Annotated in this window: 10 protein-coding genes, 1 tRNA gene and 4 pseudogenes; 9 read left to right on the plus strand and 6 right to left on the minus strand. The window is 65.5% G+C overall.

Going from position 1 to position 16,720, the window contains the following annotated elements; genetic code table 11:
* The first annotated feature begins 127 nt into the window (after positions 1-127).
* From ATB1_RS09750 to ATB1_RS09785, 8 genes and pseudogenes are all read left to right on the plus strand, one after another.
* Positions 128-1,033 carry an ABC transporter ATP-binding protein gene (locus ATB1_RS09750; protein WP_042663526.1) on the plus strand — a complete coding sequence of 302 codons (906 nt, stop codon included), beginning with the start codon at positions 128-130 and terminating at the stop codon, positions 1,031-1,033.
* A gap of 12 nt (positions 1,034-1,045) precedes the next feature.
* A pseudogene (gene sufB / locus ATB1_RS09755) lies at positions 1,046-2,479 on the plus strand (Fe-S cluster assembly protein SufB).
* 3 nt (positions 2,480-2,482) lie between these two features.
* Positions 2,483-3,691: a Fe-S cluster assembly protein SufD gene (gene sufD, locus ATB1_RS09760; protein ID WP_042663527.1), complete on the plus strand. Its 1,209-nt coding sequence runs from the start codon at positions 2,483-2,485 to the stop codon at positions 3,689-3,691.
* 210 nt (positions 3,692-3,901) lie between these two features.
* Positions 3,902-5,053, plus strand: a complete 1,152-nt coding sequence (locus tag ATB1_RS09765; protein WP_082256368.1) for a succinylglutamate desuccinylase/aspartoacylase family protein — start codon at positions 3,902-3,904, stop codon at positions 5,051-5,053.
* A 66-nt stretch (positions 5,054-5,119) separates the two neighbouring features.
* Entirely contained in the window at positions 5,120-5,611 is a 492-nt protein-coding gene (locus ATB1_RS09770) for a rubrerythrin (RefSeq protein WP_042663528.1), read from the plus strand.
* A gap of 4 nt (positions 5,612-5,615) precedes the next feature.
* Positions 5,616-6,069, plus strand: a pseudogene (locus ATB1_RS09775) (metal-dependent transcriptional regulator).
* A gap of 76 nt (positions 6,070-6,145) precedes the next feature.
* Positions 6,146-6,249, plus strand: a tRNA-Gln gene (locus tag ATB1_RS09780).
* Positions 6,250-6,355: 106 nt separating this feature from the next.
* Positions 6,356-7,114 carry an FkbM family methyltransferase gene (locus ATB1_RS09785; protein ID WP_042663529.1) on the plus strand — a complete coding sequence of 253 codons (759 nt, stop codon included), beginning with the start codon at positions 6,356-6,358 and terminating at the stop codon, positions 7,112-7,114.
* Between the two features lie 25 nt (positions 7,115-7,139).
* Here ATB1_RS09785 and ATB1_RS09790 read toward each other — a convergent pair whose 3' ends face one another.
* A complete protein-coding gene (locus ATB1_RS09790; RefSeq protein WP_042663530.1) occupies positions 7,140-7,889 on the minus strand; it encodes an alanyl-tRNA editing protein in 750 nt (249 codons plus the stop codon).
* Between the two features lie 194 nt (positions 7,890-8,083).
* Here ATB1_RS09790 and ATB1_RS09795 point away from each other — a divergent pair.
* A pseudogene (locus ATB1_RS09795) lies at positions 8,084-8,777 on the plus strand (HD domain-containing protein).
* Between the two features lie 45 nt (positions 8,778-8,822).
* Here ATB1_RS09795 and ATB1_RS09800 read toward each other — a convergent pair.
* From ATB1_RS09800 to gltB, 5 genes and pseudogenes are all read right to left on the minus strand, one after another.
* Positions 8,823-9,812 (minus strand): NAD-dependent epimerase/dehydratase family protein, encoded by a 990-nt coding sequence (locus tag ATB1_RS09800; protein WP_042663531.1) that lies wholly within the window; start codon positions 9,810-9,812, stop codon positions 8,823-8,825.
* An 81-nt stretch (positions 9,813-9,893) separates the two neighbouring features.
* Positions 9,894-10,205 (minus strand): nucleoside triphosphate pyrophosphohydrolase, encoded by a 312-nt coding sequence (locus ATB1_RS09805; protein WP_042663532.1) that lies wholly within the window; start codon positions 10,203-10,205, stop codon positions 9,894-9,896.
* Between the two features lie 63 nt (positions 10,206-10,268).
* On the minus strand, positions 10,269-10,790 hold the full coding sequence (locus tag ATB1_RS23200; RefSeq protein WP_241768169.1) for a PKD domain-containing protein: 522 nt from the start codon (positions 10,788-10,790) through the stop codon (positions 10,269-10,271).
* Positions 10,690-12,024 (minus strand): annotated as a pseudogene (locus ATB1_RS09810) (PQQ-binding-like beta-propeller repeat protein); the annotation flags it as partial. The gene ATB1_RS23200 and the pseudogene ATB1_RS09810, both read right to left, overlap by 101 nt.
* Before the next feature lie 139 nt (positions 12,025-12,163).
* Positions 12,164-16,699: a glutamate synthase large subunit gene (gene gltB, locus ATB1_RS09815; protein WP_042663533.1), complete on the minus strand. Its 4,536-nt coding sequence runs from the start codon at positions 16,697-16,699 to the stop codon at positions 12,164-12,166.
* Between the last annotated feature and the right edge of the window lie 21 nt (positions 16,700-16,720).

The raw sequence follows: 16,720 nt of genomic DNA on the forward strand, positions 1-16,720 counted from the left end.
CGCGAATCGGCGCAATTCTTTTTGGATTTGAAAACAAATTTTCTTTCTACAAAAGGTGGCGGGGGTGAATGCGCAAGCATTATGGGCGATACTCCCCACCGTTCGAGTACGAGGCAACGAACCAACGATGGCAACTCTCGAGATCAAGAACCTCCACGCACGAGTCGCGGAGGAAGACGGTGAGCAGATTCTGCGAGGTGTCGACCTGGAAGTCAAATCCGGCGAGATCCACGCGCTGATGGGTCCCAACGGGTCCGGCAAGTCTACGACTTCTAAAATCATCGCCGGCCACCCCGCCTACGAAGTAACCGACGGCGAAATCCTCCTCCACCTGGAGGACGACGACTTCGGCGACCTCGAAATTCCGGACGACGCCCGCACGTGGAACCTTCTGGAACTGGAGCCGAACGAGCGCGCCGCGCTCGGCATCTTCCTCGGCTTCCAGTACCCCGCGGAAATCGAGGGCGTCACCATGACGAACTTCCTCCGCACCGCGCTCAACGCGAAGATCGACGAGCGCGAGGAGCTCCTGTTCGGCGAGGACGACGAGGAAGAAGAAGAGGAAGCCGGCTACGACACCTCCCCGATGGAGGGTAACGTCGACGACGGCGAAGTCGGTGTCGCCGAGTTCCAGAAGCTCCTCAAAGAGAAGATGGAGCTTCTCGACATGGACGAGAAGTTCATGCAACGCTACCTCAACGCCGGCTTCTCCGGCGGCGAGAAGAAACAAAACGAGGTCCTTCAGGCCGCGATTCTCGAACCGTCGATTGCGGTTCTCGACGAGATCGACTCCGGTCTCGACATCGACCGCCTGCAGGACGTCTCGAAGGGTATCAACGCGCTGCGCGACGAGCAGGGCACGGGTATCCTCCAGATCACTCACTACCAGCGTATCCTCGAATACGTCGAGCCGGACCACGTCCACATCATGCTGGACGGCAAGGTCGTCAAGAGCGGCGACGCCTCGCTCGCGTCCGAACTCGAAGACAAGGGCTACGACTGGGTCCGTGAGGAAGTGTACGAAGCCGCGTAATCCCCCAACATCATGAGTTCCGACCAAGACCACCTCAAAGAGACAGACACGGAAGCTCGCTTCGAGTTCAAGAAGGAGCAGAAGGCCGCGTTCGTGGCCGAGAAGGGTCTCACCGAAGAGACCATCCGCGTCATCTCGGAGGACAAAGACGAGCCCGAATGGATGCTCGAGCGCCGCCTTCGCGCGCTCAAGCAGTACCAGAAGATGCCGATGCCGACCGACTGGCCCGGCCCAGCCTGACCTCTCCGAGGTCGACGGTGGACGAAATCGTCCCGTACATCCGACCCGACGTGGAAGTCCGCGGCGGCGTCGACGACTGGCGCGACCTGCCGGACGACATCAAGGACACCTTCGACAAACTGGGTATCCCGGAAGCCGAGAAGAACGCCCTCTCGGGCGTCGGCGCCCAGTACGAGTCCGAAGTCGTCTACCAGAACATGCAGGAGCGCTGGGAGGAGAAAGGCGTCGTCTTCATGAACATGGACCAAGCGGTCCAGGAGCACGAAGACATCGTCAAGGAGTACTTCATGACGAAGTGCGTCCCCCCGAGCGACAACAAGTTCGCCGCGCTTCACGGCGCAATCTGGTCCGGCGGCTCGTTCGTCTACGTCCCCGAGGACGTGACGGTCGAGATGCCGGTGCAGGCGTACTTCCGCATGAACTCCGAGGGCATGGGCCAGTTCGAGCACACGCTCATCGTCGCGGAGAAGGGCTCCGAAGTCCACTACATCGAGGGCTGTTCGGCCCCGAAGTACTCCGCGTTCAACCTCCACTCCGGCGGCGTCGAAGTGTTCGTCGGCGAGGACGCCCACGTCCAGTACTCGACCGTCCAGAACTGGTCGAAGAACACCTACAACCTCAACACCAAGCGCGCCATCGTCGAGAAGGGCGGCCGCATGGAGTGGATTTCGGGCTCGATGGGCTCGAAGGCAACCATGCTCTACCCGGCCTCGATTCTGAAGGGCCGCGGCGCCTCCGACAACCACATCACCATCGCCTTCGCGGGCGAGGGTCAGAACATCGACACCGGCGCGAAGGTGTACCACAACGCCCCCGAGACGAAGTCGACCATCGAGTCGAAGTCCATCTCGAAGGACGGCGGCCGCACGAACTACCGCGGTCTCGTCCACATCGCCAACGGCGCGAAGAACTCCTCGACCGCGGTCGAGTGTGACGCGCTCATGTTCGACAACGAGTCCACCTCGGACACGATGCCGTACATGGAGATTAACGAGTCGCACGGTCGACGTCGCCCACGAGGCGACCGTCGGCAAGATCGGCGACGAGGACATCTTCTACCTCCAGTCGCGCGGTCTCGACGACGACGACGCGAAGCAGATGATCGTCTCCGGGTTCATCGAACCCATCACGGAGGAACTGCCCATCGAGTACGCGGTCGAACTCAACCGACTCGTCGAACTCGAAATGGAGGGTAGCCTCGGATAACCAATGAGTGCGCAACTTCCCGCAAACCTGTCCGCAGAGACGGTACGAGAGATTTCGGACGCACGGGACGAGCCGGAGTGGCTCCTTGAGGCCCGCCTCGAAGCGCTCGAAGCACTCGACGAGCTCGAACTGCCGGACGTCATCCAGACGCCCGGTCGCCGCTGGACGAACCTCGAAGCGCTCGACTTCGAGTCGCTCGTCGACCCGCTGAACCAGGCCGACGAGACGACCCGCGAGTCGCCCGAGGGCGTCGTCGTCCTCCCCTTCACGGAGGCGCTCGACGAGTACGGCGACCTCATCGAGGAGCGCTTCGGCTCCGTCGTCGACCCCAAGTCGAACTACCTCACCGCCCTCTCGGCGGCGCTGTTCACGACGGGCACGTTCATCTACGTCCCCGAGGGCGTCGACGCCGAGGACGTGAAGATTCGCGCCGAGATGAACTCTCGGTCGCTGTTCAGCCACACGCTCGTCGTCACCGAGAAGTCGTCGTCGGTCACCATCCTCGAAGCCGTCGAGTCCGGCGACAGCGTCGACGACGCGCGGTACTTCTCGAACCTCGTCGAGATCGACGCGGGCGAGAACTCGTACGTCCAGTACGGCTCCCTGCAGAACCTCGACGAGGAGACGTACACGTACTCGCTCAAGCGCGCCGACGCCGACACCTACTCGACCGTCAACTGGATCGAGGGGAACCTCGGCTCGCGGCTCACCCGCAGCGACGTCGAGACCGAACTCAACGGCGAGGCCTCGGAGACGAAAATCGTCGGTGCGTTCTTCGGTCACGACGACCAGCACCTCGACGTGAACGCCCGCGTCTGGCACAAAGCCGAGAACACGACGGCCGACCTCGTGACCCGCGGCGTCCTCGACGACGAGGCGCGCTCGGTGTACGAGGGCGTTCAGGACGTCGGCCGCGACGCGTGGAGTACGAACTCCTACCAGCGCGAGAACACGCTGATGCTCTCGGACCAGTCCGAGGCCGACGCGTCGCCGAAGCTCATCATCAACAACCACGACACCGAGGCGTCCCACGCCGCCTCCGTCGGGCAGGTCGACGCCGAGGACCTCTTCTATATGGTCTCTCGGTCCGTTCCCGAAGAACAGGCCCGTAACATGCTCGTGGAGGGTTTCTTCGTGCCCGTCCTCGAAGAGATTGCAGTCGACGAGTTCCGCGACGACCTCGAAGAGCTCATCGCCGCGCGGCTGCGCTGAGGCGCGCCCGATAGCTCGCTGCTTTATTCTCAGATTTTATATATTCTGTCTTCCGCGGAGCGGCAGATAGTCGGAAAACAGTCGTTCCGGCGTGATACTCCCGGATGACGGTCCGTCACGAAACTGTCTATCTACCAATGTTTTTGCTTGCACTCGACGTATTCTCTCCCGTCCGGGGTGGAGTACAACCGTCCAACCGGAGGGAGTACAATGTCAAGCAACAACGACGGAGAGTCATTCCGATACGACGCCGAGGTTCGCCCCGGTGAGAAACGACACATCATGTACGAGGTGGGAGAGTCCTTCCTCGGTGACCCGATAGAGATTCCGGTCACAATCATCAACGGTGTGAACAAGGGACCGCGGGTGTTCGTGAGTGCGGCGATGCACGGTGACGAAGTCAACGGCGTAAAAGTCGTCCAGGAGGTGGCAGACCGCTACGATCCACAGGAACTGTCCGGAACTATCGTCTGCCTGCACGTCCTCAACGTGCCGGGCTACCGCGCGCACCTGCGGTACCTGCCCATCTACGACCGCGACCTGAACCGGTCGTTCCCCGGGTCCGAGAACGGAAACGAAGGAAAACGCATCGCCAAGGTCATCTACGACCGATTCGTCTCCAACTGCGACATCGGTGTGGACTTCCACACGTCGACGCGGAACAAAGTGACCATCTTCCACACGCGCGCGGACATGAGCGACCCCGCAGTGGCCGAGGTTGCGAACGCCTTCCTCTCGACTATCGTCCTCGACGGGGCCGGTGCCGAGGGGATGATGCGGCGTGTCGCGTCGGAAGACGGGATTCCGACCATCACCGTCGAGATGGGCGAGGCCCACCGGTATCAACCGGCGATGGTCGACCTCGCGCTCGAAAACTTGCACAACCTCTTTGCCTACTTCGGCCTGATAGACGAGGAGTTCGAGACCGAACCGGCGTGGCAACGCATCGTCGGGCCGAAAGAGAAGAAGTGGATTCGGTCGACTGCGGGCGGGTGGGTAGATATGGACTGGGGGCCGTACCCGATCGTCGAGGAGGGGAACTCCGTCTGTACCATCTCTGACCACTTCAAACGCGAAGAACACGTCGTCGAAGCACCCTTCACGGGACTCGTCATCGGGATGGCCGCGAACCCGATAACCGTCCCCGGGCAGATTATCGCGCACGTCGTCTCTATCGACGACGACGACCGGAAGGTCATCGAGCAAATCGTCGACGAACAAGGATACAGCAGAATTGGCACCTACCACTGGATGGGTCGCCGCACGACGCCGAACGAGGACGTAGAACGGGCCCGAAGAGGCTCGACGACTCCCGAGGAGTCCGAGACGGACGAGTCGGAACCCGAAAGGGGAACCGCTTAAGTTCGTAACAGACTCACCTCTGAGTATGACTCAGCTGGTATCGCACGCAAACGGAGGACGCCGCCGATGAGCGTCGGGTATCAGGTCACGTCGGACCACCAACTCGCTCGGCTGCTCCAAATCGGAATCGTCCTCGAAGAAGTCGTGGAGGCGCGCGCCTACCACCACTACGAAGAGCTCGACGACGAGGAACTCGACGAAGAGATTCGTGACCTCCTGTCGCACGCCGCCGAAGAGTCGGCCGACCACCGAAACCGACTCGAAGCGGTCATCGAGCGTTTAGACGTCGACAGCGTCCCCTTCGAGGAGATCGAGGCGCTGGTCGAGGCCCAGTACGGCCAGACGAAACCCGAGGACTTCGACGGCGTTCTCTACGACCAGCTCTGTAACGAGGAGACCGCCTACAAGTTCTACGACGACGTCATCGAGGCCATCGAGGCGAGCGAGGTACAGTTCTCTATCGACCGCGAGGAACTCGTCGCGACGCTGTCGTCGATTCGCGAGGAGGAGGCCGAGGGCGTAGAAGAAGTGACGCGAATCATGGAAGACCGCGAGTGAAACGATGAACACGGCAGACCAATACGTCAAGGCGATTTACCTGCTGCAGGAGATGGACGAACGGCCCGGCAGCCACCGGCGCGCTCGCGGACATGATGGAGGTGAGCCCGGCGAGCGCGAACGAGATGATCGGCAAGCTCGAATCCCGCGGCCTCGCCGAACACGAGAAGTACAAGGGCGTCACCCTCACCGACGAGGGCATCGTCCGCGCCCGCGACGCGCTCCAGACCTACTGCATCATCGAGCGCTTCCTGTCGAACGTCCTCGACGTCGAGGAGTTCCGCGCGGAGGCCCGCGAACTCGAACCCGTCATCGACGGGATGATCGCGGAGCGACTCGACACCATCATCGACCGCAACTCCGAGTGTCCCGACTGCTTCGACCCCGAGACGGACGCCTGCGAGTATCTCGACGTGTGCGGCGCGGAACCCGAGACGGAGACGGAAGCCGCCGATTAGTCGCCGACGACGACCGACCGGAACCGAAGCGTTTTCATTTACCAGCGGACAACCGACGAGTGGACGACATCACCGAAGTCCCGTGGTGTAGTGGCCAATCATAGCGGCCTTTGGATTGGTACGGTTCAATGCGTGCCGAGAAGATAGCCGCTGACGGCGGTTCGAATCCGCCCGGGACTACTCGACACTTCTCCGACGACCTACCGCGAAGAGCGTGGCGCTTCGCCGCCGAGCGATTTTTATCGGCACACAATGACAGTACACTAACGTGTCTCTGCTGCATCCGGTGTCGGCCGCTCGCCACCTCGCGTACACCCTCCACTACGCGCTCGTTCGGGCGAACTACGAGCGACGGCTCGTCGCCACGAAGAAACACGTCGGGCGGACGAGTTTCAGGAGCTACGAACTGTACAACCGCCACGGCGAGGACGTGCTCTTGCAGGCGCTGTTGCTCGACCTCGACGGCGGCGACGTCGTGGTCGACGTGGGCGCGAACACGGGGACTTACACACTCGCGGTCGCGGCCAGTGACCCCTCGGCGCAGGTCGTCGCCGTCGAACCCCATCCCGAGGTCGTCGACCAGTTGCGGGCGAACGTCGAGGTCAACGACTTCGGCGACCGGGTCGACCTCCTCGACTGCGGCCTCGGCGACGCCGACGAGACGCGGGCGTTCCACCTGTCGAGCTACGACGAACTGGGTTCGTTCTCGCGGGACCACGCGAGCGCGTGGACGGCGCGGGTCGTCGACACGGCGTCGGTGCCGATGCGGCGGCTCGACTCGCTCGTCGATTCCGGGACGGTCCCGCCGCCGGACCACCTGAAAGTCGACGTCGAAGGGTTCGGGCTGAACGTGCTCCGGGGGGCGGAGGCGGTCCTCCGGGAGCACCGGCCGACGGTGTATTTCGAACTGCACGACGCCCGCGGGAGCCACGACGAGGCGGCGGCGAAGGCCCTGCTCCGCGAGGCGGGCTACGAACTGGTCCCGGTCCGCGAGGGCTGGGTCTGCGAGCCGCGGGCGCGGACAGACGCGACCCAGTCTGGGTAGTCGGTGGGGAGTCGGGCCGAATCGGTTATTCGAGGACGAAGTTCACGCGCTCGTGTGCCGAGCCTTGGGTCGTCCGGCCGGTGACGGACACCGCGCCGATGTCGCCCGTCGATTCGACGTGTGTCCCGGCGCAGGCGGTTCGGTCGAAGGGGTCGTCCGCGTCGCCGATTTCGACGATTCGGACCTCGCGAATCGAGTCCGGAAGCAGGTGCAGGCGGGTTCGCTCGGGGTCGAGCGTCGCCTCGGCCTCGTCGCGGTCGAGGCTGTACCACCGGACGGGGCGGTCGGACGCGACGAGGTCGTTCAGGCGCGTCTCGATGGTCCGGAGGTCGTCGTCGTCGAAGCGGTCGTAGGCGCAGTCGAGGTGCGCGTGGTCGGCGTACAGTTGGTTGCCGGTCGTCTCGGCGTCGAACTCGTCGAGGAGGACCGCAGAGAGGAGATGCTGGGCCGTGTGGTAGCGACTGTGGGCGCGCCGCCGCGCCGCATCGACCCGGCCGGTGACGGTCGTCCCCGGTTCGGGGGCATCGCCCGCGACGACGTGTTCGATTCGGTCGCGCTTTCGGACGTCGGTCACGTCCCAGGTCACCCCGTCGCCGTCTCCATCGCCGTCTCCGCCCCCGCCCGCCGAGAGCGTGCCCGTGTCGTGCGGTTGGCCGCCGCCGGTCGGGTAGAAGTAGGTCCGGTCGAGGACGACGCGGTCGCTCCCGCGGACCGTCTCGACGGTCGCCTCGAATTCGTGTGTTTCCGCGTCGTCGAGGTATCGTGCGTCGGTCACGGCGGAGACGATGCGGCCGGGTGAGTTAACTCTCGCCGATGTGCCACGGGTTCACACCACCGGCCACGAGACCCGGTCTGTTCGCCCGAGAGCACGGTTCCCGCGACTCAGGGTGTCGTAACGCCTAAGAGTGGAACGACCCTCATTCCGTGTAATGAGAATACGCACGTGCCAACACCGACGGAGGTTCTGCCGTGGGCGTTGAAATCAAAGAGTCGGCGGTCTCCGACGCCGAGTTCGAGGACATGAAGCGCTTCGTCTCGGATTATCTCTCTGCGAGCGTCGAAAACGAAGACGACGGCGGGCGGATGCGCTGGTACCCGTGGCACTCCGCGGAGTACCGGTTCAACCACATCCTCAACGTCGTCGACCTCGCGACGCGCATCGCCGACCGCGAGGGCGCGGACGTGAACGTCGTCCGCGTGGCCGCCCTCTTTCACGACATCTCGAAACTCGAAGCCGACCAGGACGTCCACGCCGAGGGAGGGGGCTCGCGTCGCCCGCGAGTTCCTCAGCAGCCACGGCGACTACCCCGAGTCGTTCGTCGACCAGGTGTGTCAGGTCGTCTCCGACCACTCGTATCAGGGGTCGCTGACGGACGTGTCGCTGGAGACGCGCTGTCTCATCGAGGCGGATATCCTCGACAAAATCGGCGCGAACGGCACCGCGTTGATGCTCCTGCGGATGGGCTACGAGGCGCGGACCCACATGGACGCCGCCGAGATGGTCGAGCGCGTCTTCGAACGCGGCCGCGACGCCTCCGCGCGACTCGAAACCGACACGGCCCAGAGCTTCGCACACCAGCGGCTCAAGCGCGTCAAGTGGTTCCGCGAGTGGCTCGAAGAGGAGGTCCCCGAGATGGACCACGACGGACAGTTCAGCGGCTGAGTTCGTCGCGGTCGTCGCCTCGGTTTTCCAGCGAGTCTCCCCGTCTCAGAGCGTGTCGAGAATCGAGAGCACGCGCTGTTCGGCGTCGCGGCCGGGGTCGTGTTCGGAGCCGTCGCGGTCGCTCTCGCGGTGGTCGGCGACCGACCGGCGCATCGCCTCCTCGACGGGCGTGGACTCCCAGCCGAGGCTGGCGAGTTTGTCCGTCGAGAGGACGTGCGGGTAGTCGCGGTAGAGGATGAAGTCGTCCATCGAGAGGTCGGTCGCGGCGAGTTCGCGCTCGCCCGCGTGGACGACCTCGACGTCGGTGCCCGCGGCGTCGGCGATGACCTCGACCATCTCTTCGAGCGTCACGAGCCGTCTGTCGCCGACGTTGTAGGCCTCGCCCGCCTCGCCCTCCTCGGCAACGATTCGCATCGCGCTCGCCACGTCCTCGACGTAGGCGCGGTGCCAGACGTTGGTCCCGTCGCCGGGGACGACGACGCGGTCGTAGTTCAGCACGCGGTCGATCCAGTAGTCGAGGCGCTCGGTGTAGTCCTCGGGTCCGTAGACGATACACGGGCGGACGGACATCGCGTTGATGCCCCGCGAGGCCGCCTCGAAGACGACGCGGTCGCCCTCGGCCTTCCGCGGGCCGTAGCTCGCGCCCGAGTCGTCGGCCGCCTGCTCGTCGGTGCAGCCGCAAAGCGGCGTCTCGTTTTCGCGCTTCGGGATAACCTCGCTTCCGTAGGCCGCGCCGCTTGAGATGTAGACGTACGCGTCCACGTCGGCGAAGACGTCGACCGCCGAAGCGACCTCGGCGGGCTTGTACGCCACGCAGTCGAACACCGCGTCTGGTTCGACGGTCAGTTTCGCGGTTCGGAGCGCCTCGTCGTCCGTTCGGTCGCCCTGGACGTGCTGGACGCGCGGGTCGTCCTCGAAGGGGTTGTCGTGGTTCCCGCGGTTGAAGATGGTCACCGCGTAGCCGCTGTCGAGGAGTTCCGAGACGAGGTGGCGGCCGATGAACCGCGTGCCGCCGATGACGAGTGCGTTGTCCATGTCCCGGTCGAGGGTGCGCGCGGTGAAAAACGTGCGAGAATCGGTGGTGGGTGCCGGGAACCCGCTTCGACCGCGTGGGTATCACTCCACCCGTTCGAGTACCACCCCGTCTTCGAAGCCGCCGCGCTCTGCGGCCTTCTCTCGTGCCGCCGTCTCGACAGTCTCCCAGTCCTCGTCGCGTCGGGCGAGTATCGCGTCGACGACGGCGAACACGTCTGCGAGTTCTTCGACGGTCCCGGATTCGGCGAACTCCTCGGCCTCTTCGACCAGTTTCTCGCGCAGTCGCCGGTCGAACGCATCGCCCTCGGCGACGTGGACGACCGGCGTCTCGCCCGACTCGCGGATGATTCGAGGGACGTCGTCGCGGACGAGTTTGTCGTACTCGCGGGTCATACTGTCGAGTTCGGGCGCTCGGTGAAAAAAGGGGCGTCGGGGAGGGGTCGAAGGCTGGGTCCGCTATCCGTCGGTAGAGAGACTGACGGTGTCGGTGCTCTGGTTCCCGTCCGGCCCGGTGACGCGGAGCGTCACGTCGAGCGTCCCACAGAAGTCGAGCGTAATCTCGGTCGTCGAACCGCGCTCTCGGAACGACGCGCCCTCGCCGAACTGCCACTCGTAGGTCTCGACTTCGCCCGTCGAGGCGGTCCCGTCGAGGCCGACGGTGGTTCCGGAGTCGAGGTCCGCGGTCTCGGCGTCTTCGGGGTCGGTGACGATGCGGGCAACGGGTGCGTCCGAGGAGCGCGGGAGGTTCCTCGAATCGGGTGCCTCCCGGACTCCCTTCGAGGGCGAACACCCCGGCTTGCTCGGTGGACTCCTCTTCCAGATAGCCCGTGAGGACTCGCCCGCCCGCGAGCGCCGGCGTCGATGCCTTTCGGGACGGTGCGCCCTGCTCGTGTCGAACCAGATAGGCCCACTGCTGGGACCCGTCTTCGGTCGAGAGCGCGTGTACCGTGGGGTGTCGTCGTTCGCGTTCGAGGTCACCGATAGCCTTGGGGATGGCGCTCCCGCCGAGGTAGACGGTGTCGCCGGCGACGCTCGGGTCGCCGTGGAATTCCGTCGAGGTGTCGTGCGTCCACAGCATGTCTCCGGTGTCGGCGTCGAGCGCGTAGACCGTCGAGAGGACGCCCTCTTCGGCCACCGAGTCCACGTCGAGCGCGGTGGTGACGTAGACGGTGCCGTCGGCGACGGCCGGCGCGCTGATGAACCGCGCCGACTCCTCGCCTTCGGGCGTGAGTCTCGTCTCCCACTCGACGCTCCCGTCCTCGTCGCTGTGTGCGACGACTCGGTTTATCTCGTCCGTTCGGAACCGGTTCCCGGAGGAACGGTAGATACGACCGTTTTTGTGGGCCGAGTCGACGAAGCTCACACCGTCTTCCACCACCGCCGTCCACCGTCTGCTCCCGTCGTTCGCGTTCCACGCGACGAGTTCGTTCTTCTCGTCGGTGTACGTCGCCATCCCGTAGAGGGTCTCGTCGTCGCCGATGTAGGGGTAGGCCCGGTACGACGCGTCGGAGCGCCACACGACTTCGCCGCTCTCGGGGTCGAGTTCCGCGATGACCGACTCCTGCTGGTCCGGGTCTGCGCTGGCGTTTGTCAGGTGTTGGACGTAGAGGGAGCCGTCGGCGACGAGCGGCGTCCCGAGCCACTTGGCGTCCGGACTCGCGTAGTCCGCTGGTGTCTTCTGCCAATTAATTTCGCCGGTATCCAGGTCGAGCGCGTGGAGTCCACCGTACTTGACGTCCGAATCGGTGTACCCTGCCTCGCTCGTCACGAAGAGCGTCCCTTCTGCCACGGCTGGCGTGTCGGTCACACGGCCGATTCCGGGTTCTGACGCCCCGTACTCCGGGGCGATGTATTTCCAACGCTCTTCGCCCGTGTCGGCCTCGTAGGCGACGACGCCCCCGCGGAACGTGCTGTCGTTGGTGTAGAACGTCTGGAAGACGGCCCCGTCGTCGACGAGTACCTCGTTCGCGCTGGTCTTATGCCACGTTCCGTCGAGCCACGACAGGTCTGCGTACTCGTCGTCGGGTGCAGATTCGGGAGCGACTGCGCCGGTTCGCCCCGGTTCGGCACGAGACTGCGACCAATCCTCGGTCGTGACCGTGTCCGATTCTGCCGTCGAGTGACTGTCCGCGAGCGACGTGCCGGCGACGCCGGATGCCGCGAGGGCACCGAGCGTGGCGAGGAGCGTCCGCCGCGAGTGGTCTCCGAACATATCCACGCCGACATGGCCCCGGACGGCACATCATTATCTGTTCGGTAAGTGATACGAAACAGTCCGGGAAAACACGCCGAACAGCAGGAAAACGCGGGGTGGCGACCGAACCGTCAGTCGCTGACGGTCGAGTCGGCCCTCAGTCGTCGCTGGTCGTCGCCGCGCCGACCTTGTCGGCACCGGCGTCGACGATTGCGCCCGCCTTCGCGGGGAGTTCGTTGCGGACGTCCTCGCGGCCGTCCTCGGCGATGACCTCGGCGTACGCGTCGGGCATCACCTTCACGAAGTCGCCGAGGACCGACTGCCAGTCGTCGAGCAGTTCGGCCGCGCGGTCGGAGTCGGTGTACGTGAGGTGGTTCTCGACGAGTCGGGTGAGCATCGCCTCGTCCTTGTCGTCGAGGTGGTCTTCGAGCGTCACCATCTCGGTGTTGGCCTTCGCTGCGAACTCCTCGTCGGGGTCGTAGACGTAGGCCACGCCGCCGGACATCCCCGCGGCGAAGTTGCGGCCCGTCTCGCCGAGGACGGCGACGACGCCGCCGGTCATGTACTCGCAGCCGTGGTCGCCGACGCCCTCGACGACCGCCTTCACGCCGGAGTTACGGACGCCGAAGCGCTCGCCGGCGAGGCCGTTGACGTAGCACTCGCCCTGCGTCGCGCCGTAGAGGGCGACGTTGCCGATGAGGATGTTTTCGGCGGCCTCGTAGTTGGCCTCGGCGGGCGTGTCGACGATGACGCGGCCGCCGGACAGCCCCTTGCCGACGTAGTCGTTCGCGGCCCCGGTGAGCCGCATCGTGACGCCGCGGGCGAGGAAGCCGCCGAACGTCTGTCCGGCGATGCCGTCGAACTCACAGCGGATGGTGTCGTCCGGCAGCCCCTCGCCGCCGTGGGCGTTCGAGATGCGGTTCGAGAGCATCGCGCCGACCGCGCGGTCGACGTTCGAGAGGTCGCGGCGGATGACGACCGGCTCGCGGTTCTCGATGGCGTCTTCGGCCTCGTCGATGAGCTTGTGGTCGACGTGCGTCTCGATGTCCGCGTGGACCTGGTCTTCGGTCTTGCGGCGCGCGCCCGTCTCGGGCTCGGCCAGCACCGACGAGAGGTCGAGGTGCTTTGCCTTCTCGTGGTCCGTCTCGACCTGCCGGAGCAGGGAGGGACGACCGATCATCTCGTCGAGCGAGGTGAAGCCGAGGTCGGCCATAATCTCGCGGAGTTCCTGCGCGATGAACGTCATGTAGTTGATGACGTGGTCGGGCTCGCCGGGGAAGCGGCGGCGCAGGTTCTCGTCCTGCGTGGCGACGCCGACCGGGCAGGTGTTCTCGTGGCACTGGCGGGCCATGACACAGCCCGAGGTGACGAGCGACGCGGTCCCGAAGATGTACTCCTCGCCGCCGAGGAGGGCGGCGATGGCCACGTCGCGGCCGGTCTTCATGCCGCCGTCGACGGAGACGCGGATGCGGGAGCGAAGCCCCGTCGCGCGGAGCATCTGGTTGGCCTCGGCGAGGCCGAGTTCCCACGGGAGGCCCGCGTTCTTGATGGAGGTCTTCGGCGACGCGCCGGTGCCGCCGTCGTAGCCCGAGATGTGGACCACGTCGGCTTTCGCCTTCGAGACGCCGGCGGCGATGGTGCCGATACCGGCCTCGGAGACGAGCTTGACGTTGATGTCGGCGTCGGGGTTGGCCGACTTCAGGTCGAAGATGAGCTGTTTGAGGTCCTCGATGGAGTAGATGTCGTGCAGCGGCGGCGGCGAGATGAGGCCGACGCCCGGCGTCGCGTAGCGGACGTGGGCGATCATCTCGTTTACCTTCTTGCCGGGGAGGTGGCCGCCCTCGCCGGGCTTCGAGCCCTGCGCCATCTTGATCTGAATCTCGTCGGCCGACGAGAGGTAATGGGAGGTGACGCCGAAGCGGCCGGAGGCGACCTGCTTGACGTTACACTCCTTTTCGGTGCCGAAGCGCTCCGGCGGCTCGCCGCCCTCGCCGGAGTTGGACTTGCCGCCGATGCGGTTCATCGCGATGGAGTTGTTCTCGTGGGCCTCCGGCGAGAGGCTGCCGAGCGACATCGCGGCCGTCGAGAAGCGCTTGACGATGTCCTCGACGGGTTCGACCTCGTCGATGTCCACGGGCTCGCGGTCGGAGTCGAATTCGAGCAGACCGCGGAGCGCCTTCAGCTGTTCCGACTGGTCGTTGACCAGTTCGGCGAACTCCTGGTACTTCTCGTAGTCGCCGGTGCGGACGGACTGCTGGAGCGTGCCGACGGTCTGGGGGTTCCAGCCGTGGTGGATGCCGGCCGAGCGGTTCTCGTACTCGCCCTGCCGTTCGAGCTTCGGGTCCGCCCCGAAGGCGGCGGCGTGGCGGGTCAGCAGGTCCTCCTCGATGACGTCGAGGCCGATACCCTCGGTGCGGATTTCGGTGCCCTCGAAGTACTCGGCGACGAAGTCGGAGTCGAGGCCGACGGCTTCGAAAATCTGCGCGCCGCGGTAGCTCTCGACCGTCGAGATACCCATCTTGGCCATCGTCTTGAGCAGGCCGTCTTCGAGCGCGTGGACGTACGCGTCGATGGCCTCGCCCTCGTCGGCCCCGTCGGGGCCGGCGACGATGTCCTCGATGGTCTGGTAGGCGAGGTAGGGGTTCACCGCGCCCGCGCCGTAGCCGACGAGCGTGGCGAGGTGGTGGACCTCGCGGGGGTCGCCGGACTCGACGACGAGGCCGGCGTGGTTCCGGAGGCCGTTGCGGACGAGGCTGTGGTGGACCGCGCCCGTCGCGAGGAGGCTCGGGATGGCGACGCGGTCGGGGCCGACCGCGCGGTCGGAGAGGACGACGATGTCCGCGCCGTCTTCGATGACTGCCTTGGCCTCGTCGCGGACGGCCTCGATGGCCTCGCGGAGGTCGCCGCCCTGCTCGTAGGTGATGTCGACGACGGCGCTGCGCATGTCGTCGTCGAGGTCCTTGATGGCCGCCGTCTCGGCGTCCGTGAGGACCGGGGAGTCGAGGACGAGCTGGCGCGCGTGGTCGGCCGACTCGTCGAGCAGGTTACGCTGGAAGCCGAGCCGCGACTCCAGGCTCGTCACGAGCTTCTCGCGGATGTAGTCGATAGGCGGGTTCGACACCTGCGCGAACAGCTGCTTGAAGTACGTGAACAGCGGGCGGTTGAGGTCCGACAGCACCGAAAGCGGCGTGTCGTCGCCCATCGAGCCGACGGGGTCCTTGCCGTCGCGGGCCATCGGCTCTATCATGTGGTTGAGCTGGTCGTGCGTGTAGCCGAACGCCGCCTGCGTCGCCCGAAGCGACTCGACCTGTCCGCGCGAGGTGGAGTCCGCGTCGCCGGCGAGCTCGTCGAGGTGGCGCTGCTGTTCGTCGACCCACTCGCCGTACTTCTCGTCGGTGAGGGAGTCGAACACCTCGGCGTCGGGGATGACGCGACCCTCCTCGGGGTCGGCCATGAAAATCTCGCCGGGTTGGAGGCGGCCGCGGGACTCGATTTCCGCGGGGTCGGTGTCGAGCGCGCCGACCTCGCTGGCGACGATGAGGCGGCCGTCGGTCGTCACCTCGTAGCGGCACGGCCGGAGGCCGTTGCGGTCGAGGACGGCGGCGATGCGGTCGCCGTCAGTCGCCGCGACGAGCGCGGGGCCGTCCCACGGCTCGACCAGCGAGGCGTGGAAGTCGTACCAGTCGCGGCGCGCCTGGTCCATCGCGTCGTCGTTGCGGTACGCCTCGGGGATGAGCATCCGCAGGACGTGCGGGAGTTCGCGGCCGCCCTTGAGGAGCAGTTCGACCGCGTTGTCGACGCTCGCGGTGTCGGACTGGTCGGCCTTCGTGATGGGCCTGAGCGTCTCGATGTCGTCGCCGAACGCCTCGTGTTGGAGGTCCGTCTCGCGGGCGCGCATCCAGTTGACGTTACCGCGGATGGTGTTTATCTCGCCGTTGTGGATGACCTGGCGGTACGGGTGGGCGAGGTGCCACGCGCCCAGCGTGTTGGTGGAAAAGCGCGCGTGAACGAGCGCGAGTTCGGTCACCATTCGCTCGTCGCCGAGGTCGGGGAAGTAGTTCGGGAGCTGTTCGGCCGTGAGCAGCCCCTTGTAGACGATGGTCTTCCGGTCGAGCGAGCAGACGTAGAATCGTCCCGCGCCCTCGATGGCGAGGTCGTCGACCGCTTTCTCGGCGGCTCGACGCCCGAGGTAGAGCGCCCGGTCGAACTCGTCTGCGGTCATCTCGTCGGCCGGCTCGACGAACAGTTGCCAGACGTCGGGTTCCGATTCGAGCGCGGTCGCGCCGAGTTCGGAGTTGTCGGTCGGCACGTCGCGCCAGTCGAACACGGACAGCCCGTGGTCGGCCAGCGAATCCTCGACAACCGCCGAAACGCGCTCGCGGACCTCGTCGTCGGTCGGCATGAACACCGAACCGGCCGCGTAGAGGTCCGGAAGCTCGGTTTCGAGGACTGCTTCGAAGAACTCGTCCGGTCGCTGGAACAGGATACCCGCCCCGTCTCCGGTGTTCTCTTCAGCGCCCGTGGTGCCGCGGTGCTCAAGGTTCTCCAGGAGTTCGAGGCTGTCTGCGACGACTCGGTGCGAGGAGCCGTTTTCGAGGTCTACGACGGCCCCAACGCCGCAGTTCGACCGCTCGTCGGTCGGGTCGGCTAACCCGTCCTGAGCGAAGGGTGCGTCTATGTGTGGCTTGGTCATACGCCAATGGTACAGCTACCC

This window comes from Haloferax sp. ATB1, from assembly GCF_000730175.1.

What these genes read in the sequence shown, in the direction of transcription:
- ATB1_RS09750 (WP_042663526.1), top strand. Translation starts at nt 128, where the DNA reads ATGGCAACTCTCGAGATCAAGAACCTCCACGCACGAGTCGCGGAGGAA.
- sufD (WP_042663527.1), top strand. Translation starts at nt 2,483, where the DNA reads ATGAGTGCGCAACTTCCCGCAAACCTGTCCGCAGAGACGGTACGAGAG.
- ATB1_RS09765 (WP_082256368.1), top strand. Translation starts at nt 3,902, where the DNA reads ATGTCAAGCAACAACGACGGAGAGTCATTCCGATACGACGCCGAGGTT.
- ATB1_RS09770 (WP_042663528.1), top strand. Translation starts at nt 5,120, where the DNA reads ATGAGCGTCGGGTATCAGGTCACGTCGGACCACCAACTCGCTCGGCTG.
- ATB1_RS09800 (WP_042663531.1), bottom strand. Translation starts at nt 9,812, where the DNA reads ATGGACAACGCACTCGTCATCGGCGGCACGCGGTTCATCGGCCGCCAC.
- ATB1_RS09805 (WP_042663532.1), bottom strand. Translation starts at nt 10,205, where the DNA reads ATGACCCGCGAGTACGACAAACTCGTCCGCGACGACGTCCCTCGAATC.
- gltB (WP_042663533.1), bottom strand. Translation starts at nt 16,699, where the DNA reads ATGACCAAGCCACACATAGACGCACCCTTCGCTCAGGACGGGTTAGCC.